General features: G+C 64.3%; 12 protein-coding genes and 1 tRNA gene. 5 read left to right on the top strand and 8 right to left on the bottom strand.

Annotation, left to right across the window (positions count from 1 at the left end; all coding sequences use genetic code 11):
• Positions 1-24 precede the first annotated feature (24 nt).
• On the top strand, positions 25-780 hold the full coding sequence (gene ybgF, locus QPK31_RS19630; protein WP_290424573.1) for a tol-pal system protein YbgF: 756 nt from the start codon (positions 25-27) through the stop codon (positions 778-780).
• Between the two features lie 71 nt (positions 781-851).
• A tRNA-Lys gene (locus QPK31_RS19625) sits at positions 852-927 on the top strand.
• A gap of 71 nt (positions 928-998) precedes the next feature.
• Here QPK31_RS19625 and QPK31_RS19620 read toward each other — a convergent pair.
• Genes QPK31_RS19620 through QPK31_RS19605 form a run of 4 tightly spaced genes read right to left on the bottom strand, consistent with a single transcriptional unit; the run spans position 999 to position 7,555 of the window.
• Positions 999-3,125: a phospholipase effector Tle1 domain-containing protein gene (locus tag QPK31_RS19620; protein ID WP_290424572.1), complete on the bottom strand. Its 2,127-nt coding sequence runs from the start codon at positions 3,123-3,125 to the stop codon at positions 999-1,001.
• The gene (locus tag QPK31_RS19615; RefSeq protein WP_290424571.1) at positions 3,122-3,874 is read right to left on the bottom strand and encodes a DUF3304 domain-containing protein; all 753 of its coding nucleotides are present in this window, start codon (positions 3,872-3,874) and stop codon (positions 3,122-3,124) included. The genes QPK31_RS19620 and QPK31_RS19615 overlap by 4 nt, the downstream gene beginning before the upstream one ends.
• Positions 3,875-3,876: 2 nt before the next feature.
• Positions 3,877-4,689, bottom strand: coding sequence for a DUF4123 domain-containing protein (locus QPK31_RS19610; protein ID WP_290424570.1), 813 nt, complete (start codon positions 4,687-4,689; stop codon positions 3,877-3,879).
• Position 4,690: 1 nt separating this feature from the next.
• The gene (locus QPK31_RS19605) at positions 4,691-7,555 is read right to left on the bottom strand and encodes a type VI secretion system Vgr family protein (RefSeq protein ID WP_290424569.1); all 2,865 of its coding nucleotides are present in this window, start codon (positions 7,553-7,555) and stop codon (positions 4,691-4,693) included.
• Positions 7,556-7,973: 418 nt separating this feature from the next.
• Between QPK31_RS19605 and QPK31_RS19600 the strand changes: the two genes are divergently transcribed.
• Positions 7,974-8,333: a hypothetical protein gene (locus tag QPK31_RS19600; RefSeq protein ID WP_290424568.1), complete on the top strand. Its 360-nt coding sequence runs from the start codon at positions 7,974-7,976 to the stop codon at positions 8,331-8,333.
• Positions 8,334-8,379: 46 nt separating this feature from the next.
• Here QPK31_RS19600 and pbpC read toward each other — a convergent pair whose 3' ends face one another.
• From pbpC to QPK31_RS19580, 4 genes are all read right to left on the bottom strand, one after another.
• A complete protein-coding gene (gene pbpC / locus QPK31_RS19595) occupies positions 8,380-10,491 on the bottom strand; it encodes a penicillin-binding protein 1C (protein ID WP_290424567.1) in 2,112 nt (703 codons plus the stop codon).
• Entirely contained in the window at positions 10,491-16,388 is a 5,898-nt protein-coding gene (locus QPK31_RS19590; RefSeq protein WP_290424566.1) for an alpha-2-macroglobulin, read from the bottom strand. The genes pbpC and QPK31_RS19590 overlap by 1 nt, the downstream gene beginning before the upstream one ends.
• Positions 16,389-16,492: 104 nt before the next feature.
• Positions 16,493-17,569, bottom strand: a complete 1,077-nt coding sequence (locus QPK31_RS19585) for a DUF3466 family protein (protein ID WP_290424565.1) — start codon at positions 17,567-17,569, stop codon at positions 16,493-16,495.
• A 315-nt stretch (positions 17,570-17,884) separates the two neighbouring features.
• The gene (locus tag QPK31_RS19580; RefSeq protein WP_290424564.1) at positions 17,885-19,579 is read right to left on the bottom strand and encodes a methyl-accepting chemotaxis protein; all 1,695 of its coding nucleotides are present in this window, start codon (positions 19,577-19,579) and stop codon (positions 17,885-17,887) included.
• A gap of 255 nt (positions 19,580-19,834) precedes the next feature.
• Here QPK31_RS19580 and QPK31_RS19575 point away from each other — a divergent pair, with 255 nt between their 5' ends.
• Positions 19,835-21,235, top strand: a complete 1,401-nt coding sequence (locus QPK31_RS19575; protein WP_290424563.1) for an L-cystine transporter — start codon at positions 19,835-19,837, stop codon at positions 21,233-21,235.
• Positions 21,236-21,346: 111 nt separating this feature from the next.
• Positions 21,347-22,111 (top strand): histidine phosphatase family protein, encoded by a 765-nt coding sequence (locus tag QPK31_RS19570; protein ID WP_290424562.1) that lies wholly within the window; start codon positions 21,347-21,349, stop codon positions 22,109-22,111.
• The last annotated feature ends 9 nt before the right edge of the window (positions 22,112-22,120 follow it).

The following is a 22,120-nucleotide window of genomic DNA, read 5'->3' as shown; positions in this document are numbered from 1 at the left end:
CACTGGTTTAGAAAGAACTACGACATGATGAAACTGGTTCCGTCCCGTCTTGCCTGCCTGCTGATCGCCGCCTGGCTGCCGCTGCAGGCCAACGCCGGCCTGCTCGACGACGATGAAGCCCGCAAGGCCATCCTCGACCTGCGCGCCAAAGTCGACAACATCGCCCGCGACCTGAACGGCCGCCTCGACAACAAGGCCGACAAGACCGCGACGCTCGACATGCTGAACCAGAACGAGCGCACCATGTCCGAGATCGCCAAGCTGCGCGGCCAGATCGAAGTGCTGGCCAACGAAATCGCCAAGGCCCAGAACGGCCAGCGCACCCTGTACGCCGACCTCGACGCCCGCATCAAGAAACTCGAGCCGCGCCAGGAAACCATCGACGGCCAGACCGCCGAAGTGCTGCCGTCGGAAAAGCAGGCCTACGACGCGGCCATGGAAACCTTCAAGGGCGGCGACTACAAGGCCGCCGCCGCCGCGCTGCAGGATTTCGTGAAGCGTTATCCGGATTCGGCCTATGCCGCGAATGCGCAGTACTGGCTGGGCAACGCCTATTACGCCCAGCGCGACTACAAGAAGGCGATCGCGGCCCAGGAAATCGTGACCACCACGTACGGCACCAGCCCGAAGGCGGCCGACGCCATGCTGAACATGGCGACCAGCTATGCCGAACTGAAGGATTTGCCGAAGGCGAAGAAGACGCTGCAGCAGCTGGTGACCAAGTTCCCGGGTACGCAGGCGGCGCAATCGGCCAAAGATCGGCTGGCGGTGCTGAAGTAAAGCTCTACGGCAAGATTTTGGGCTGAACGTTTGACAGGTCGCCGTCCTGCCCCTATAATCTTGCTTCTTTCGGGTCGTTAGCTCAGCTGGTAGAGCAGCGGACTTTTAATCCGTTGGTCGCAGGTTCGAATCCCGCACGGCCTACCACGAATGCGCAGTAGCAATGAAGGCTCCATGAGACATCATGGGGCCTTTTTTGTTTCGTCTATAGATGGTGGTCAGGCGCTTCTGGTCTCTGTCCTGCCTTCGTCACCCATTGTCGGAAGACCCTCCGGGTCATCCTGCGGAGCAAGCGACGACAGCAAATGGGCGTCGCTTCCTGCGTAGATCTTACGGAATCGCAGGTAACCTGCTCCAGCGAGCCATCCGAATGACGACTCCCATGGCTCCCTGCCTGCCGTGATCATCCTGGGGATTTGCCCGGTTTTCGCATATTCATCCGCTGCAGCCTGTTGATCAGGGCTCAGCAGGTCGGAAACAGTCGCATAGTCTGCTTTTCCAATCAGCATTGGCGACACCACCTTGGCCTGGCCGTGTTTGCGTTTTGTGACCCAAGCCTTGAGTTGCTTATGTGCTCCTGCTTCGCTATCTGGATTGAAATTAATCGGCCCTACGCTGAATAGTTTGAACCACGCGCGCGAATCATGAACATAGTTATCAAAGAAATCCACAACCGCTGTAGGTGGCGCAGCGACTTTATCCCACCAGGTAGCAATTTCCTCCCATTCGGCCTGATGTTCATTCCTGAATCCAGGGACCTGGGTTGACGCCACGAAGGCCCGTCCTTTTTTCTCTCGCCATTTCAGGAACTTTAAGATTTCCTCTTCGAATTCCCGGGCCGCGCTATAGAGATCATTTTTATCGAACGTGGTTGCGCGCATGAAGCTCTGGCTGTTCTGGATTGCATTTTTGCCGGATGCGCGGCGAAAAATCCGCCACTCCATCTGCTTGCGTGCCTGCTCGCGCATAATGCGGTGAAGCGGCCCTTGCTTTTCTTCGCAAGTTGCAATGTAGGCATTGAATGCGGTAATCGTGTCCGGTTTCAATGCAAAGCGCCGGCGCGCAGGCGGGTTGGCAAGTTCGAGCTTCAACGGTACGCCGTTCAGCCGCGCCGCTTTGTACATCAGTAGAAGAGGAATGCGAGCGAGCATGTCGTCGCCATCCGGATGGGTCCCCTTGCCCTGCTCGGTCGGCGCGTAGCCGCAGCCGACATCCGAGTGGACTCCTGGAAGAACTATCTCCTGGCAACCGTCTGGCAGTACGCCTTGTACCGAGATCGAGTCGACAGGAAAACTCTGCCGCAATTCATGGGCTGCGACCAGATGCGTGCACTTGATGCCGGATTGAATACGCAGGCTGTCTTCGCTGTCTGCCCAGGCGCCATGCCCGGTCGTGCCACCAAGCGTATTGCCCATGCCGACTGACGCCACCGTATCGAAGACACCCAGGAAATCGAATTCGACCGGAAAGCCGCCCAGAGAGCGCTTGCTCCCGGTTCCCAGCAGTTGCGCATCCAGTTCGCAGAGCGACAAAAACCAGTTCGTGAATGCACGCGCCTGGGTTGCGCCACGCGAATAGCCAAATGCGGAAACATATATCGTCTTGACGATGGCGGGATCTAGCCGGGCTGGCCGGCCACTACGTTTATCCGGCCGGTGCAGGGCAATGGCGCCATGAAGCTTCTTGAGGATGTTTTCGAAACATACGCGCGCAGCGGTATCGCCGAATACCAGCGACTGAAACAATACCCCTTCTGCTGGATTCGGACCGACCATCATCGACCGTGCTCGCTTATTCAGCATAATTCGTTTCAGAAGTTTGGTCGTTTCTTCATCCGTTACCAGCGGTGTTCCCAAGAAGTAGCGGTGTAGATTGTTGATGGCCTGGATCAGCGCCCAGATGATCCGATGCTCGCCCATTTTCCCACCTGCACCTCCTGCCGTTTCAGCCAGGCCTGTACCACTGTCGCCGACCTGCTCGAATGGCGAACTGACACCGGGAATATAGACCTTGAAGAAATGTGTGTAACGTGCTGGGTTATGTTTCCAGTCTGTCTCGGGCGGCAATACCCTGGGCACGCTTCTGCCTGGGTAACAGTCGTAAAGGCGGGCGACGTTGGAATGAGTCTTGGAACTTTCTGCCTGGATGTAATTGTTCTTTGTGCCGTCGAAGAAGAAACCGAAAAACAGGTTTGTCGTGCATGAGATACCAGGTTTGCAGATTGGAGGCTGCTCGCGCTGTTCAAATTTATCGAGCTGCTTTGTAAAGTCCTTATCGAAAAATGCCTCTCGGTTCGAGGCTACTAAATACTTTTCGCTAAGTTGGGGGGAAAGGACAGCGCTCATGGCTTTTGTTCCATCAATGTTGCCAACCGCCCGCGGCTCGATATCAAGCCACCCATGTACTCTTGCTTGAGAACGGCGAGGTAGCGGGGATCCTCAGGACCTGTAAATTCACCTAGCGATTTTGGGTCGTATTCCATATCGTGCGCCCATGCTTCCTTTCCTCGAGCGCTCGGATCCTGTTCCAACTCGTCCAAGAGCTTTGTAAAAGTATCGACATATCCTTGCTCATGGGCTCTCAAAAGATCCCACCGCTCACGCCGATACTCAAGTGAAGGCACAGGCCACCCCTTGATCCTCCCTGGCCATTTCGGATGATCCGGCTGATAGTCGCTCGAAACAACGCTGATTTTTCCATCAGCCTCGCGCAGCACCCACAGCTCGCCGGGCTTGCCGTCGGCATATCGCGGGACCTCGGCAATGTGTTCGCTGGTGATTTCTTCGATGCTGTTCTCGGCACGCTTGTCTACCCAATGCGTGGCCCGGATTTGCAGCTTGATCCCCGGCCGCCATTGCCTGGGTAGCGTCACGCAGCACGTCATGCCGCCCCCACCAAAGGGATCGATCGTTCCACTCCCGCTTGCGTGTTCCGTAGCACCGAGGGGAGAAATCATGAAGCTGACAGTATCCGCACTGTAGTTCACACCGTGCAGGCTGACACCCAAGGTCGGCTTTTCACAAGCCGTCAACACGGGCAGGACTAGCACGCACGCCAGCAACAGGCGCGATAACGCCACAATGAATCGATGCATTGTCAGCTCCTCGAATCAGAAGTCGTTCGCCATCCGGCAAGCAAGCTTGCGGCGGCTGTGTCGTCGTGCAGCTTGCCAGCTTTCCAGAACGTTTCGCACCATGCGAGCACGTCGTCATCTGCCAGCTTTTCCCTATCGGCAGCGCGCAGGGCAGTACTCAACAGAGCGTGACTTTTCGAAGGCGTGTCGAATACATCATGACCGCGGTCCCGAAGCAGAACCAGAAGTTCATCGGCTTTGCTGTCGTCCACAAGCTGGGCAAACTGCCGGTCATCCAACTGCGGATCGATCATTTGCTCCGCACCGTTGCCGCGGCACTCGAATGCCTCCCATTGCCCGTGTCGATTGACGTACAGCCAACTCGTTGCCGGCCCTGCGAATCCGGCGCGCTGTTCGGGATTCAATACCGTGTACATGCCGGGCAAGCGCCGGGTATCGGCGAACCTGAAGTTGAACCGTTGGCTGTCCGCTTCAACGACACACCACGCGGCCAGGCGCGCGGCAAGCTCGCCGAATGATTCCGACGTCTCGATTACGCTTAACATCGGCCATTCGCTGCAACGCTGGAGCAGCGCTTTCAGGCGCTGACAGTTCGGAACATACGGCGTCACAAAAGGCGAGACCGCCTTCGCCTCGTCACTGCAGCCAGGCCGAAGCGAAAAAAGAAGTGCCTTGTCATCGTCTTCGATGAACCGATGCAGTCCTGGATGGAAGGCGCCATCCACAAGAACATGAAGCTGTCTGCCCGCATCCAGCTTGCGGGCGCGCGCGTCAAGTCGGTCGAACAGGTCGACGGCAAAAGCATCGATCAGCATATCACTCCACCATGGTAAATGCCGGCCCAGCCTCGAGCGACTTCTTGAGACAGGCGACACAGATACTGTTTGGTAACGCAGGCAGTTCGTACGGCAATCTCGCCGGCCCAAGAAAACTCTTCTTCCCCGCATGCACGGTGATCTTGCCCGGGCACTGCACCGTGATGTTCCCGCCCTCGATCGTGATGTTCGCCCCGCCAGCAGTCGACATGCTGATACGCTTGGCCGCAGCCCAGTCGATGTGCGCATTCGCACTGATCACGTTGACCTCGTCGCGCGCCTGCACGGCCAACGTGTCCGCCTGCGCCTGGATGTCGATGTCGTTTTTCGCCGTAATCAGCTGCAGTCCGACCTCGCCCGCGCCGGCCGCGACCGCACCGGCAAGCACACCGATTGCCTGTCCCGCGTGCATCCGCATCTGGCCACCGCTGACGAATTGCGTATCCTTGCCACTCATCAGCGTCACAGTCTCGCCATTGGACAGCTGCAGACTCTGTCCGACGCTGGCACCGAAACCATCTTGTGCCGTAATGGCGATGAGCGGATCAGTCGGGTAAGGCAAGCGCCCCTCATCGGAGCTGATGTTCTTCGCGGCGGCGTCGCTCCTGGCAGCATCCAGGCTTTGCATGCCAACCATGCCCGACAATGCTTTCCACAGGCCCTCAAGCGGCGCGGCATCATCATCGATGTCGCTGGCGCTAGCCTTGATGGCGCCGATATGGCTCGCCAATGCCACTGTCTGGTGTGTCGATGCCGCCTCGCTGAATCGCTTCGCCAGTTGCACTGCTTGCGAGAGCATGGCAACACCGGCGGCGTTTCCTCCGACCGGGTCGCGCACTGTGGCGCTGTGCATGATGCTGTAGCTGGAGATTAGCAGTCCCGCACCTGCCCTGACCGCGCCATAGGCATCGGTACGCAGTTCCGCACCAAGTCCACGGAAACTGCCGCGAAAATTATCGGCGGCATGAATCAGGTGCCCCAGGTTCAGTTCGCTCGAAGCATGCGTACAGCGTAACTGGACCCGCCCCTGGCCGTCGGTGTCATCGAACAAAAGCTGGTTGTAACCAGTGCCGCCGAACTCCTTACTGCGAATCCCCCACTGGGCGGAAGCGTTACGATGCCCGGTGCCGTCAGGAGAAGCACCGTGCCACACCGGGCTGTTGCCGCCAGCAAGATTACCTTGAGCCGATGGCGCATGGTCGTGTGCATGCTCGAAGCCCTGGCGCCGGCTCTGGCCATCGATGCGCCCACCCGGCGTAGGCCGAATGCCGCCTTCACCCTGCCCGTTGTACAAGGCGCCCACGATAATCGGGCGATCGATGTCGTTCTCCAGAAACTGCACCAACACTTCTTGTCCGATGCGGGGCAGGAACTGGGCGCCCATGCCGCCTCCGGCCATGCGCTGGGCGACGCGCACCCAACAGCCTGCCGACTCCTCCTGCCAATGGAAGCGAATACGCACCCGGCCCAGCCGGTCGCAATAGAGCTCATTGGCGCCATTGGGTCTGTCGTTTCCGCCGGGGCCAATGACGATCGCGCTCTGCGAACCATGTGCAGTAGGCTTCGGATGACTGCGTCCATCGCTGCCGGGCAGCTCCGGACGACAGGGAATGGCGGCCGGGATTGCTTCAAAACAGTTGGCGTAGCCTGAACGCATTGCCTCTTCGAGGACCAAGGCAAAACCATCGGGCAATTCGGCGCCAACGCACTCGTCGAGCATTTCCGGGATCGGACCAAAAAGCTCCGCCAGGGCCTGTTGTGCCGGTGGCGGAAGGTTGTTCACGCCAACGCTCATTACACGCAGTAGCGTGAACGCCGCGCTGTCTCCCAGTTCCCGTCTTGGCATGCCGCTTATCGTAAGCCTTGTCCCTCCACGCAGCGTACGCACCGTGGAGCGCCCGCGCCACAATTGCACTTTCGCTTCCCTGCCCTCCATCTGCAGATTCGCATAGCGCCTGGCCTGTTCCCCGTTCGTGTAGGCATACTGACCTGGCGTATCGAACGATTCGAGCACAGGTAGTCGCGCAGGCACGGGAATGAGCGAAGGTGAGCTCGCTGCCACGGTCTGCTTCGATTTGTAGTTCGTGCTAAGCAAGGTCGTCAGGGATACCTGCAGCCGGCGATGCGTGGTCAATGCCTGGACCGTATCCTGGCGCTCGACTGCGCTTGCGGCGTGGAAGCGGACACCGCGGCCTGCTGTGGTGGTTGCATCATGAGGAACAGCGCAAAGACGGCGGCTGTCGGAAAACAGCACCATCCCTGGTCCCTGCTCAGTGTGCTCAAAGCGCCAGCCCAGGCCTTCCTCGCCTAATAGCCGCCGCACGAAATCGAGATCGGATTCTCGATACTGGCAACAGTAACTTCGTGGCACGGCTTGGGCCATGAACAAGGACGTATCGTCGCTCCAGCGCCATTTTGCCGATGGACGATATGCGGCGAACACAGAGTCGATGATTTCGAGCACGCTTTTGTCTTGCCATACGCGGCTGCTGCGCACTTGTCCAAGTCGCCAGGCCCAAGGAGAAATCCGCAGGCGGTAACGAGCGAAACCACCATCACATCCCAACATGACTGCTTCACTAATCTCACCGGCGAAGGACGCTCGCGTCCCGTCCGCAAGGCATACTTGCAAATTGGCTAGTTCACCGAGCAAGGACGCAAGGTCAATGTAGATGCTTGTCGACAATACGATGACATCGCGCGCGCCCAATTCCTGTAAAGAGTCATTCGCGCAGAACGCCTCGACAAGCCATTGCTGACGGTCGAGGCTGTTTCGGCCGTCTCCGACTGTCAATTCATACAACCTGGTATCGCTGGCAAACTGCCTCAAGGCGCAAGACAGTTGATCGACGATGGTTCTGCTCATTGGTCAAGCTCCGCTGAGTCATTCGATGACAAATGCGCCTCGTCACATTAATAGATGGACGTTGTCGTGACACGGGAAAGCGCGCCTCGAACAAGATAGCCCAAGCGCCAAATGAATCGTTTGACTCGCCATCGCATTTGCGGAACATCAATTGCATTGGAGCGAAGTAGCAACAGCAACTTGTAACAATATGCGCGGAACGGTGAACCGCTCCATCCTGCTGATTGCACTTCTGCGTTAGCCTTGCCTTAACGCCCGGTTACCCACACTGCTCTCAAAATCGAAAGGTGCGTGTGGAATCGCTCGTTTACGGTTTGTTTGCCAAAACAAATTTGATACATACGTGCAGTCGCGTTAAACGCTGGCCTGTCCAATCGTCGGAAGGACGCTCATTTACCTTTCGATGAAGGAGACAGCCATGCGAGCCCTGCTTTGCCTTGCCTTCGTTTCATCTACCGCATTTTTTTCGTCCACCCTTGCCGCCGTTCCGATGGACAGCGGCGACGAGGCGGACCTGAAATATGCAGTCGCCGGCTTGTATCGCCTGCCCAGCGGCCTCGACGTACGTCTGCGGCTGGTCGACCAGCAGCTGTATGTGGACCTGAACCGGTACTACCGCAAGCAGGTATTCCCGGTGTCGGAAAACCTGCTCAGTTCGCGTGACGGCGACCTGACGGTGCAGTACCTGCCCGAAGGGCCGGTCGAACGCATCGTGATCCAGCATGCCCGCTTTCCCGCGAACCAGCGGCTCGGCGAACGCAGCTGGCTGGGGAAATGAGGATCTATCGGATAATCCGATTGCACGAGCTCATCTATAAGCCCAGCTACTGATCCGCCACGGACGCGCGGTTGCCACGCACTTCGAAGCGGCTGGTGGCGATGACCTTGCCATTTGCATCGAGCAGATCGAGACGGTGGCTGCCGACGGCTGGACGCCAGGCCAGGGCGGCATCGGCGGCGCCGAACGCGGCGTCGTCCAGGCGCCAGTGCAAGCCCTGCCCTGCCTGGGCCTGGAACAGCACGCGTTCGCGTGCCGCCGGGATGTCGGGATCGACTGCCAGGATGCTGCCGTCGACCGGATAGATGATTTTCGACGCGCGGCGCTCCGGCGCCACGGCTTCGATCAGGGCAGTCTCGGTGCCGCGCAGGAACCACTCCTGGCGCGCAGACTCGTGCGCCGGCGCATAGCGCACCTGGCGCCCGACCACGCCATCGGGTGCAGCGCCTTGGCGCGATGGCTGGTCGCGGTGCAGAGCGTCCATCAGGTCGCGCCAGACCGGCGCCGCGCCGGATACGCCGGACACGTCCCACATCGGCTGGCCATCGAAATTCCCAACCCAGACGCCGACCGTATAGCGGCTCGAATAGCCCACGCACCAGTTGTCGCGCATGTCCTTGCTGGTGCCGGTCTTGACCGCGCTCCAGTAGGGCGTGGCCAGATCGTTGCGCAGTCCGAAGGTCGGGCTGCGTGCGCCGCGGTCGGACAGGATGTCGCCCACGATCCAGGCCGCGCCCGCGTCCAGCACGCGCCGTTTCTGCTCGGGCGGGCGCGGGCGCAGCGTCACCGTGCCGTACAGGCCGCCGTTGGCCAGCGTACGGTAGGCGTTGCTCAGTTCCAGCAACGAGACGTCGGCCGAGCCCAGTGCCAGCGAGGGACCATAGAACGACGCGTCCTCCTTCAGCGAGCTGAGACCGAGGTCCTGCAGGCGGCCATGGAAGCGCTCGGGACCGAGCAGCAGCAGCGTGCGCACCGCCGGGATGTTCAGCGAACTGGCCAGGCTGGTGCGCACGCTGGCATAGCCCTTGAACTGGCGGTCGTAGTTCTGCGGCACGTACAGGCCAGCCTCGCCGGCGACGTCGATCGGACTGTCGTCGAGCAGCGAGGCGGCGGTGAGCAGGCGCCGCTCGATCGCCAGTTCGTACAGGAAGGGCTTCAGGGTCGAGCCGGCCTGGCGCAGGGCGGCAACGCCGTCGACCTCGCCGCGGCCGGCATTCCCGACATAGGCCAGCAGTTCGCCGCTGGCATTGTCGATGACGACCGCGGCGCCGTCTGCCACATTCCGGTCGTTCAGTTCGCGCAGGTGGCGGCGCAGCGACTCCAGGGCGAAGCGCTGCAGGCCGGCGTCGAGGGTGCTGCGCACGTCTTGGCCACCCTGCCCGTCCTGGCCGAGCAGCTTGCGCGCCACTTGCGGCGGTTGGGCTTTGAGTGCCGCCCCGGCGGGCCGGCCGAGCGCGACCTCGGTCTGCCATTCGATGCTGCTGCAAGGTGCGCGCAGCTTCAGTTCGCCGGCCAGTGCGCAGGCGCGCCGCGCCACCGCTTTCGGCGCGGCGCCGGGCGCACGCAGCAGTGCCGCCAGGATTGTCGATTCGGCCAGGTCCAGGCCGGAGGGCGCCTTGCCGAACAGGGCCTGCGAGGCGGCCGCGATGCCCTGCAGTTCGCCGCGATAGCTGGCCAGGTTCAGGTAGGCCTCCAGGATCTGCGCCTTGCTCCAGCCGCTTTCGATCTCGCGCGCGGCCAGGGCCTGGTTGAACTTCTGGGTCCAGTTGCGGCCGGCGGCGCTGGCCTTCAGCTCGGCGTCGAGCAGGCCGGCCAGCTGCATGGTGATGGTCGAGGCGCCGCGCGGGCGCTCGCGGAACAGGTTGTCCCAGGCGGCCTGGCCGATGGCGCGCAAATCGACGCCGCCGTGCTCCATGAAGCGCGCGTCCTCGGCCTGGAGCACGGCCACGCCCAGGGCCGGCGACATATCGGCCAGCGGCGTCCACGCCAGCCTGCGCGCACGCATGTCGATGCGCACCGATTCGACCGGCACGCCGTGGCGGTCGAACAGTTGCGCGTTCGACGGCTTGAAGGCGGCGCGCACCTGCTGCGGGGTCGGCACGGCGGCCAATGCACCCAGGTGCAGCAGCGCCAGCGACAGGGTCAGGCAGCGCCGCATCACGGCCCCACGGCCATCGCCGCATTCGGCAGCTCGCCGAAGGTTTCGGGGTTGTACATGGCCTCGACGCGCGTCGCCGGCAGGCTGAAGTTGCCGGCATTGTTCAGACGCACGGTGTACTCGATGCTGAACTGGCCTTTCGGCACCCACGAATAATAGCTGCGGAAGGCGCCGTGGGTACGCTCCTGGTACTCCGGCCAGGCGCGGCCGCCGCCACCGCTGCCGCCGGCCAGCACCGAATCGCCGCCCAGGCCGCTGCCGAGGATGGTGGCGCTGGCCGGGATCGGGTCATCCACCACCACCCAGCTCATGTCGGACTGGGCATCGACAGTCAGCGTCACGCGGTAGACGTCGCCGCGGCTCCAGGCGCCCTTCTTCGCCTGCTCGACCGGCGTCACGCTGCGCGTGATGCGGTAGCCGGCGTTCAAGGGTGCCCTCAAAGGCACTGCGGCCAGGCTTTGTACCGTGGCCCAGGGCTTGCCGCCACCTTCATGGCGCAGGGTCAGCTGGCCGCCGCCGGCCTGCGGCCAGGATTGCAGCACGGTGCCGGGCACGTTGCCGCTCCAGGTGGCGGGCTTGGCGCCATCCGCAGCGTTGCCTGCCCCGGCCAGTGTCGCGCTGCTCTTGCCCGTCACCGGCGCCGCCTCGAATTTATCCGAGAATTTTTCCATCGCCAGCACGCCCCAGGCATTCGCCAGCGTGGTGTTCCAGCGGCCGCGCTGCTGGCGGCCGAGGGCGCCGCGCGCGAGGCGGCCCATGTCGGTTTGCCAGGATGGATTGTCGAGCATCGCCAGCAGCAGGCGGTTGGCGTTCACGTCCGGCGAGGCCATCAGCCACCACCAGTCGTCGCTGGCCTCGGTGGAAAAGCCCATGGTGGTGCCGGCCAGGGTCAGGCGCGCGCGCAGGATGCGCTCGGCCTGGGTCAGGCGGGTATTGCGCTCGGCCAGACCGGACGAACGCTGCAGCACCAGGTACCAGTCGAGCACCGCCGAGGTCGGCCACAAATTGGGCTCGATGCGGATCGATTGCAGCCACTCGTCGCGCACTTCCCGGGTGCGCGACAGCGCTTCCAGGGCAGCCAGCTTGCGCACCCCGAGGTCGCCGCTGCGCACCGAATAGCCGCGCGTGATCGCGCCCTGGACGAATGCGACCAGGCCCGCTTCCATGCGTTCGCGCTGCTCGGGTTCGATCTCGTAGCCGGCTTCGTGCGTGACCGACAGCACGTAGGCGGTCAGGCTGTCGCTGCCCTGCTGCATGTTGGCGAAATACTTGAGCAGGCCGTCGCCATCGAGGTGGGCCGGCAGCGTGGCGGCGAGATTGCTCCACATTTTATCGTCGCGCAGGGCCACGGCGCGCGAGGTGTTCTGCTCGAAGCAGGTGTAGGGATAGGCAGCCATGTAGTCGCGCACGCCCGGCATGCTGCCCGCCAGGCGCGGCGTGAAGGTAGTGCGCACGCCGCCATAGCCGCGCAAGGCGTCCTGCGGACGTGCCACCGGGATGGTCTTCGGCGCGTCGAGCTGGAGCAAGGTGGCCTGCAGGGTGCGCACCGGCACCGCGGCGGTCACCTTCTGTTCGATACGGATGCTGTCGCTGAAGCCCTCGGTGCGGGCGTCGACCTGCCAGCGCAGGGCCTGCGCCTGCGGCACGGCGTAGTCCCAGCCGACTTCGCGCGACTCGCCCGGTTCCAGGGTCACGTTCTGCGGCGCCTGGGCCCTGGCGGCAGCGCCGTCGGCGCTGACGCTCGCAGTCAGCCCCACCTGCAGGCTGCGCTCGGACGCGTTCCTGAGCGTGAAGCCGGCGCGCAGCCGGTCGCCCTCGCGCACCAGCGGCGGCAGGCCCGACATCAGCATCAGGTCCTGGGTGCTGCGAATGTCCGTGGAGCCGGTGCCGAACATGCCGGTGCCGGCGTTCGCCACGGCGACGATGCGGAAGCTCGTCAGCGAATCGTTGAGCGGTACCGGCAGCCTGGCCTCGCCCTTCGCGTCGAGCTTCACCTTGCCCTGCCACAGCAGCAGGGTCTCGAACAGCTCGCGGCTGGCGCCGCGCCCGCCGCCGCCGCCATGCGCCACCGCCTTGCGGCCGAAGTGGCGCTTGCCGACCACCTGCATCTGCGCGGTCGAGGTCTGCACCTGCAGGCTGCGTTCGCGCATCATGGCTTCGAGCAGCTTCCAGCTCTCGTTCGGCATCAGTTCGAGCAGGCCGATGTCGACCGCGGCGAGCGCCACCTCGGCCCCGGCCGGCGGCGCCTTGCCGTCGGCGCGCGTGACCTTCACGCGGACCTGGGCGCGCTCGCGCACTTTATAGACTTCCTTGTCGGCGGCGACCTGCACCTTCAGTTCGTGCGCGGCCCAGCCGACCTGGATGTCGGCCATGCCGAGCTTGTAGGCGGGCTTGCCGAGGTCGACCAGCGCGGTCGGCTGCACGCCGGCCACGCGCCCGCGCACAAGCATTGCCGAGACGTAGACATTCGGCGCGTAGCTGCCCTTGATAGGCACCGAGATGACCGGGTTCTTCGCGGAGAAACGCCGCACATAGGTCTCGAGGATGCCCTCGCGTTCCACCGTCACCAGCACGGTGGCAGAGCGGAACGGGGCACGCACCTGGAAGCGCGCTTCCTCGCCCGGCTCGAAGCGCGGCTTGACCGGCAGCAAATCGATTCGGTCGTTGTCGGAGGCCTCGAACCAGTTGTCCTCGCGCTCGCCGGCCCAGACGTCGGTGTGGGTGGCCAGGACCTTGCCGTCGAGGTCAGCCGTGCGCGCACGCAGGATCAGGTTGCCTTGCACCCGCGCCGGCATTGCGCAGGCCACCAGGCCGTCGGCGCCCGTCGTGGCGCTGCAGACCAGGCCGATGCGCTTGACCTCGCTGCTGTTCTCGTAGGCGTAGAAGCCGCCCACCAGGCGCCGCCGGTGCGCGTAGCTGACGCGCTCGAAGGCGTCGACCTCGACCTGCCTGCCGGCCACCGGCTTGCCGTGCGCATCGACGACGGCGACCTGCAGCTTGACCGGTTGATTGTTCAGCCAGTTGCCGGGCTTGATGCCGACCGTCAGTTCCGACGCCAGCAGCGCGACCCGGGTCGACGTGGTCAGGGTTTCGCCGTTCGCGTCCTGGTAGCTCAGCTCGGCCACAAGGGTGCTCGGACCGTCGATCGGCGGGAGGTCGCGTACCGCGATGCGGGCGCCGCCGTTACGGTCGAGCGTGGCGCTCTGGGTGTGCGCACCCGTGGTGCCGCTGGCCGCGCCGTGGGCGGCGTCGCCTTCCTCCTCGGCCCCGCCCTCCTCTTCCGCTTCATAGTCGTCTCCGCCGTAGCCGCTTCCCTCGCGTTCGACGCCTTCCTTGACGTCGCCGGCGGCGAACGTGAAGCCCGGGAAGTCCTTGACCGATGCGCTGCCGCCCTCGATTACGGTACGCAGCTTGACCGGCGCGCGCGAGGCGGGGCCGCCGTTCAGGTAATTCACCTGGGCGTCGATGTGCACGCCGCGCGCGGCCACGACCGGCTCGCTTGGCCCTTTCAGGATCGCCTTCATGGTCGGCACGCGGAACTGCTCGACCCGGAACTCGCCCGCCACCTGGCCGCCGATCACGACCTGGTACTGGCCGAGCTTGGCCTCTTGAGGGATCTTCCATTCGCCATGCGCGGCGCCTGCCGACCAGCGCAGCGGGAAGCTGACCTTCTCGCCGCTGCCGCTGTGCACCAGCCAGGCCCTGGCGGGCAGCGGCCCCGTGTCCTTCGCAGCCTCCCCGGCGCCTTCCTCGGCGGCGTCCTCGCCCGACCATTCGCTCTCCCCGGTTGGCGCCTTGTCGCCGGGGCGCACCAGTGCGAAGCCCGCCGCCACGCGGCGGCGCAGGAAATGTTTCATGTGCACGGTTTCGCCGGCGCGCAGCAGGGTGCGGTCGAACACGGTGGCGACCAGGCGGCTGTCGGCGTCGACGCTGGCGGTGGAGAAGTTGAAGCGCCATGACTCGATGCCGCGCTGCCAGTCCGACAGGGTGAAGGTGAAGTCGTCGCCGCTGCGTGCGCTCACAAAAAAGCCGCCGCCGCCCTTGCATTGCGCGGCGCGCAGTTCCTGGCGGATGCGGGCGACACCGTTGGCGTCGGCCGTGCCGTTCCAGAGCGGCTTACCGGCGCAGTCGCGCACGGCGACCTCGGCGCCCGGTACCGGACGGCCCTTGTCGAGCGAAGTCACCCAGACCAGCGACGAGGCCGCGCCGTGCTTGAAGTGGGCCGCCATGTTGGTGACCAGGGCGCCGGTATGCACGTAGGCCGTCTTGCCCTTGTCGTTGATGGCCGCACCCAGCTGCGGGCTGCTGAGTTCGACGATATGGAAGCCGGGCTTGCGCAGCGGGATGCCGATGACCTCGAAGGCGCGGCGGCCGTTCGGCTTGGGCAGGGCGAAGCGCTCGATGCTGCCGCTGGCAGTCTTGCCCAGCACGGACCGCTCCAGGCTGCTGCCATACTGCTCGCGCGGTTCCCAGTCAGCGGCCGGCGAACCGTTCAGGCGCCGCATCCAGGCGATGATGTCCGCTTCCTGGCTCACGCGTACACTGGCGCCGCTGCTGCGCACGGCCGTGGCGAGCGCGGGTTCGACATTGCGTACCGTGACCGGCAGCATGCGGTCGCCCTTCGCTTCGATGATGCCGAAGGGCGCGGCGAACTTCACCAGCGGCGGCTGGCGGTCGGTGCGCAGCACCAGCTTGTTCTTCGCGCGCAGCACCAGGCGGCGGCCGGCGTCGTCCTTCAGGTCGGGCGGCAGCAGCAGGCGCAGGTCGGCGCGTTCCGGGAACGGGCCGGCAAACGAGATGGCGCTGACGAACCCGCGATCCTCCCCGTCGAACTTGGCGGGGAAGCGCTTGCCGCCCGGGCCTTCGAGGGCGATGGCCTGGGCATCCTTCAGCGGCACCGGCGCGCTGAAGCCGACGCGCACCGGCAGGAAAGGCACGCAGCCGGCGCGCGCATTGACCCGGTCGCAGCCCATGCTCATGGTGAAGTCGGGGCGGGTTTCGAAGTCGAGCTGCTGGTCCTCGGTGGTGGCGATACCGTTCGGCGCCGCCATGCCCTTGCCCCACATGATCGCGATTTTCTTGTCGGCCGGCAGCGTGCGGCGGCACTGCAGCACGGCCAGCGGCAGGTCGCCTGCCAGCGGCTTCTTGTCGCTCCAGGGCAGCTTGCGCGCCTTGAACCAGCGGCCGATGTGGCCGTCGATGAAACCGCGCTGCACGGCGCGGATACGTTCGCGTTCCTCGCCTTCCAGCACGCGCACCGGGATTTTCTCGTTGATGCCGTCGGCGCGGCACCAGGCATGGCGCTCGACGCTGCCCCGCGCCACCTGGGCGTCGAGGGCCAGCAGGAAGACCTGGTTTTCGTCGACGCTGCCTGACCCCTCGTAGGGCTGGGTGCGGGATACGGCCGGACCGCCGGTGCTGAAGCTGAAGACGCGCTGCCCACCCAGCGGCCGGCCGGCGAGATCGCGGCTGTTCTCGTGCAGCGTGAAGCGGCAGGCAACGGCGCCCGGCAAATCGGCGTCGAAGTCGTAGCTCCAGGTGCTGCCGTCGATCCAGCGGCCCTTGCCTTCCGCCATGCAGTCGATGGCGAAGGGATCGGCGCCGCGCGGGTCGCCAAAGGCCACCATCGGCTGGCTGAAGCGCGCATTGACCTGCCTGACCTTGCGCACCTGCCCTTCCGGCGAGAAGGATTCGACGACGGTCTGCACCGGGGCCGTGGCCGGGACCTTGGCCGTGGCCGTGGCCGGCGCGCCGGTTGCGGCGTGTGCCTGCGCCTGGGACGGTCCTTGCGTCGGCTGCTGCGCCGGCGCAGCAGCCGACGCCGAAACCGGCGCCTGCGCCGCCTGGGCGCAGAACGAGAAAGCCATCAGCAACAACACTCCGGGCAAAGCGCGCATCGGTTCTCCGACTGGTAATGGCTGCCGGCCGACGGCGCGCACCATGCGTGCCCTGACTCAACAGTCACCCGAGTGTTGCAAAAAGGTATGAAAGTGTCAACGGATTAACGCCGGGCTCCCCTGCTGCGACGGCGCCAGCCGACCAGGGTGCAGCCGGCCAGCAACATGCCCCAGGTAGCCGGCTCGGGCACGGCAGGCACCAGGTCCAACCGTACTGCATAACAGCTGCCGTCGCGGCAGGCGGTGCCGGCGATCTGGCCCAGGTCGTTGATGGCATTTGCTTCGGAAATCACCCAGCCGGAGGCCGGGTCGATCAGGTCGTTCACGTCGAGGAAGCTGCCGGCGTCGAACAGGAAGGCGTGCGGATTGCCATAGTCGCCGAACCAGCCGACCACCTGGCTCGCATTATTGATCCCGAAGGCAAAACTGGTGGCGCCGCCGCTCAGCGCACCGATATCGGTGAGCACGCCGTTGTCCCACATGAAGGCGGTGCGCGGATACAGTTCGGGGCCGTTCGGCATGAGGTTGCCGAAGCCGACGATCTGGTCGTGGTCGTTGATGGCCGTCGCCTCGCTCCACGGTCCCGGGAACTGGGCGATCTCGGTCATGCTGCCGTCGCGGTACAGGAAGGGCGTGAGCGGGTAGTTCGGTGCGCCGCCGATGTCGCTGCCGCCGACCACGTGGCCCTGGCTGTTGACGCCATAGGCGCGGCTCTGGAAGCCGTACACGGTGCCGAGGTCGGTGGTGACGCCGTTTTGCCAGCTGATGGCGTGGCGCACGAAGCCGTTTTCGGCATCCTCGAATTCGGCCATGCCGACCACGACGCCGTCGTTGTTCAGGCCGCGGGCGGTGGTGAAGCCCCAGCCGGTGATCGTGGTCATCACGCCGCCGCTGTAGAAGAAGCCGTTGCTGCCCGAATGCCCCGCGATCTGGCCGGAGTCGTTGATGCCAAACGCTAGGCCGCTGCCGAGGTCGATGTAGGCATTGCCGTCGTGCAGCCAGGCGTTGCTGCCGTTGGCGCCGACGACCTGGCCGGAGAGGTTGATGTCCCAGGCCTGGCTGCCGGGGCCGGCGAGGACCGTGACGGTGTATTGGGGGGCTGCGGTGCACAGCAGGGGCATGGCCAGCAGCAGACTGGCGGCGAAAGCAACGAAACGGCGTGCCAGGAACGGGGGGCGCATGACGTTCTCCATGAAAGAAATCGGTCTGTGCAGTCAGCGTAACTGCCGCGCTTACTGCCGGTTTGCGTAAACGCAGCCGTAGTGGAGATCGATTTTTCTCAAAGAATTTGTTTGCGGTAAAGAAAAAGGCGACATGGGGTGTCGCCTTTTTGAAATGCATGTGTGCCTGGGTTCGCAGTGCTGCTGGCGTTAACACATATCGTTTGTGCGGCCAACAATGTTCACAGTTCCGCGTGGGCACTTCGGTTATAAGGCCCCCGGCCTTATAACCCCACCCTACGTATCGCGGCTTCAGACACGAGCGTGTCCGCTGCTTTAGAACTCTTCCCAGCCGTCTCCGGCCGTGACCGGGGTTTTCGACGGTGCGGCCGCGGCTTTCACCGGGGCGGCAGGCTTGGCGGCTGCCGGTTTCGCCAGCTGGGCGCGTGGCGCGGGCTTGGCGGCCGGAGCGGCGGCGCGCACGGCGCGTTCTTCGATACGGAAGGCGCCCACGGTGCGTGCCAGGGTCGAGGCTTCCTGCTGCAGCGACTGGGCCGCCGCCGAGGCCTGCTCGACCAGCGCCGCGTTCTGCTGGGTGGTCTGGTCCATCTGGGCGATCGCCGCGTTCACCCCCTCGATGCCGGCGGTCTGTTCCTGGCTGGCGGCGGTGATCTCGGCCATGATGTCGGTCACGCGGCCGACGCTCTGCACGATCTCGTTCATCGTCGCGCCGGCCTGGTCGACCAGGGCCGCGCCGTGGTGCACCTTGTCGACCGAGTCGTCGATCAGGAGCTTGATTTCCTTGGCGGCGGCGGCGCTGCGCTGGGCCAGGCTGCGCACTTCGCCGGCGACGACCGCGAAGCCGCGGCCCTGCTCGCCGGCACGGGCCGCTTCGACCGCGGCGTTCAGCGCCAGGATATTCGTCTGGAAGGCAATGCCGTCGATGACGGAAATGATCTCGACGATCTTGCCGGCCGAGGTGTTGATCGCGCCCATGGTCTCGACCACCTGCGCCACCACCACACCGCCCTTGCCCGCCACGTCCGAGGCCGAGCCGGCCAGCATGTTGGCCTGGCGTGCATTGTCGGCGTTCTGCTTCACGGTCGAGGTCAGTTCTTCCATCGAGGATGCGGTTTCCTCCAGCGAGCCGGCCTGCTGCTCGGTGCGCGACGACAGGTCGAGGTTGCCGTCGGCGATTTCGCTCGATGCCGTGGAAATGGTATCGGTGCCGGCGCGCACGCGCGTCACGATCTCGACCAGGGAATCGTTCATGTCCTTCAGCGCGGCCATCAGGCGGCCGGTTTCGTCGTTCGAACGTACCTCGATCTTCTGTGTCAGGTCGCCCTGGGCCACGCCGCCGGCGATCTTCACGGCCATCTGCAGCGGGCCGACGATGGCGCGCACCAGGGTCCAGCCGAGCACGACCGCGACGATCACGCCAAAGGCCAGGCCGGCCACGCAGACCGCCAGCACCAGCTGGTAGATTTCCTGCGAGCGGGCGTAGTCGTCCTTGGCCGCGGTCTGCTGCGCTTCCACCAGCTCGGTGATGGTCTTGTTCATCGGCGTGAACAGGCGCGCCATGTCGCCGTTCACGATCTCGGCGGCGCGTGCGGCGTCATGCGCGCGAATCGCCGCGATCGCCGGGTTCAGGCCCTGCTCGACGAAGGTCTTGCGCTCGACGACATAGCGGTCGGCCAGCACTTTCTCCGCCGGGTCCATTTCCGTGGCCGCGTATTCGGACCAGCGGGCCGCCACGCGCTTGGCGTTCGCTTCGACCAGGTCCATCGTCGCGTCGGTGTTCTGGGCGTTCGGCAGGCTGGCCTTGGCCAGGTTGAGCTGGTTCAGCGTCATCAGGCGCCCGACTTCGTCGAGCTCGGCCAGCGCCAGCAGGCGGTCGCTGTACATCTGCTCGAGCGTGCCGTTGGCCTTGCTCAGGTTGAGGATGCCGATGGCAAAGCCGACGATCAGCTCGAAGACGAGGAAGCCGAGCACGACAATCAGGCGCGTCTTGATGGTGAGATTCTTGAACATGTAAAAGCCCGCATGGGGTGACAAGTTGGTCGGCAGCAGGTTCGGGACCGGCCGGCTTCCTCGATTATAGGAACAAGTGAATCCATACGGAAACTTTCTGGCTAATACCTTACTGCTTTCATGGGTTTATCGTCGCCCTTGCACAACAAGCGTTGACAGAGCGGCATGACCGGTGAACGGGCCGGCACGCTGCGGGGCGCCCGGTTTGCCTATAGAATGCTGCGATTCAATTGCTGCTCAAAACAAGAGGCACCCATGACCCTTCCCATCCTTCTCAACCTGGCCGTCGCCCTTGCCGTCTGCGTCCTGCTGTACCGCATGCAGGCGAGCCACCAGTCGTTCACACGGCGCGTGTTCACCGGCCTGGGCCTGGGTGTGGTGCTGGGCGCCGCCCTGCAAGCCATCTACGGCGCCGCCTCGGCCGAAGTGGCGGGCACGAATGCCTGGCTCGACGTGGTCGGCAGCGGCTATGTGAAACTGCTGCAAATGATCGTGATTCCGCTGATCATGGTCTCGATCATCGGGGCCATCCTGAAGTTGCGCGACGCCGCCTCGCTCGGCAAGATCAGCGCGCTCACCATCGGCATCCTGATCGCCACCACCGCCGTGGCGGCCCTGATCGGCATCGCCATGGCCAAGGTGTTCGGCCTGTCGGCGGTGGGCCTGACCGCCTCGGCGGCCGAAGTGGCGCGCGGCGAATACCTGCAGGGTTCGCTCTCGACGGCCAAGGAAATCTCGCTGCCCTCGATGATCCTGTCGTTCATCCCGGCCAATCCCTTCCTCGACATGACCGGCGCGCGCAAGACCTCGACCATCGCCGTGGTCCTGTTCTCGGTCTTCATCGGCATTGCCGCCACCGGCATCGCGGCCAAGAAGCCGACCGAATTCGCTTCGTTCAGCCACTTTGTGCACGTCGCCCACACAATCGTGATGCGCATGGTGACCCTGGTGCTGCGCCTGACCCCGTTCGGCGTGTTCGCCCTGATGACCAAGGTGGTGGCCGGCTCCAGCCTGCAGGACATCCTGAATCTGCTGAACTTCGTGCTGGCCTCGTACAGCGCGCTGTTCCTGATGTTCGGCGTGCATTTGCTGCTGGTTGGCCTGGCGGGCTACAACCCGCTGCGCTACGTGAAGAAGATCCTGCCCGTGCTGGTGTTCGCGTTTACCTCGCGTACCAGCGCCGGCGCGATTCCGATGAACGTGGCGACCCAGACGCGCCGTCTCGGTGTGCCAGAGGGCATCGCCAACTTCGCCGCTTCCTTCGGCGCCACCATCGGCCAGAACGGCTGCGCCGGCATTTATCCGGCCATGCTGGCGGTGATGATCGCGCCCACGGTCGGCATCGACCCGTGGAACATCGGCTTCCTGCTGCCGCTGGTGGCCATCGTCGTGTTCGGCTCGATCGGCGTGGCCGGCGTGGGTGGCGGCGCCACCTTTGCCGCCCTGATCGTGCTGTCGGCGCTGGACTTGCCGGTGGCGCTGGCGGGCCTGCTGATTTCGATCGAACCGCTGATCGACATGGGCCGCACCGCCCTCAACGTGAGCGGCTCGATCACCGCCGGCACCCTGACCGCGCGCGCCCTCGGCGCCAGCAACATGGCCGTGTTTAACAGTGACGCGGAAACCAATCTGGACGGCGAAGAGCAGGCCGCCTGACTGCTACCGCATCTGGTTTTTTCGTGATTTGTTAGCAAAAAGTATCGTGCGCTGACCCGCTGCCGAATCCGTCTAAGATGACGTCATGTCAATAATCATGGCGGGCAGCGAATGGAACAGAAGTGGCCTCAGGAAATCTGGCTGGTCAGGCACGGTCAAAGCGCGGGCAATGTCGCGCGTGACGTGGCCGAGGCGGCGGCCGGGCACATGATCGACATCGCCGAGCGCGACGTCGACGTGCCCCTGTCCGAGCTCGGCATCCGCCAGTCCCAGGCCCTGGGTGCATGGTTTGCCGCCCTGCCCGAGGCCGAGCGCCCGAATGTCGTGCTGCATTCGCCCTACGTGCGCGCCGCCGAAACCGCCAAGCTCCTGATGCGCCGCCTCGACCGCGAGGCGATGCTGGCCATCCATTCCGACGAGCGCCTGCGCGAAAAGGAATTCGGCATCCTCGACCGCCTTACCACGCACGGCATCGCCCATAAATATCCCGAGCTGTACGAACAGCGCCAGCACGTCGGCAAGTTCTATTTCCGCCCGCCCGGCGGCGAAAGCTGGTGCGACGTCGTCCTGCGCCTGCGCAGCCTGCTCGACACCATCTCGCGCGAATACTGCGGCGAGCGCGTACTGATCGTCGCGCACCAGGTCATCGTGAATTGCTTCCGCTACCTGATCGAGCGCCTCGACGAAGCCAGCATCCTGGCCTTCGACCGCGCCGGCGACGTGCCGAACTGCTCGGTCACCTCGTATGCCTTCGATCCCGAGGCCGGCAAGCGCGGCAAGCTGGTGGTGCGCCTCGTGAATTTCGTGGCCCCGCTCGAAGCGACCGGCACCCCGGTCACGGTCAGCAAAGACGTGCCGACGGCGCCCAAGGCTTGATCTCGACAT

It is taken from the genome of Massilia sp. YIM B02769, assembly GCF_030411995.1.
GTDB lineage: Bacteria > Pseudomonadota > Gammaproteobacteria > Burkholderiales > Burkholderiaceae_D > Telluria.
This window is presented reverse-complemented; position numbering and strand designations above follow the sequence as displayed.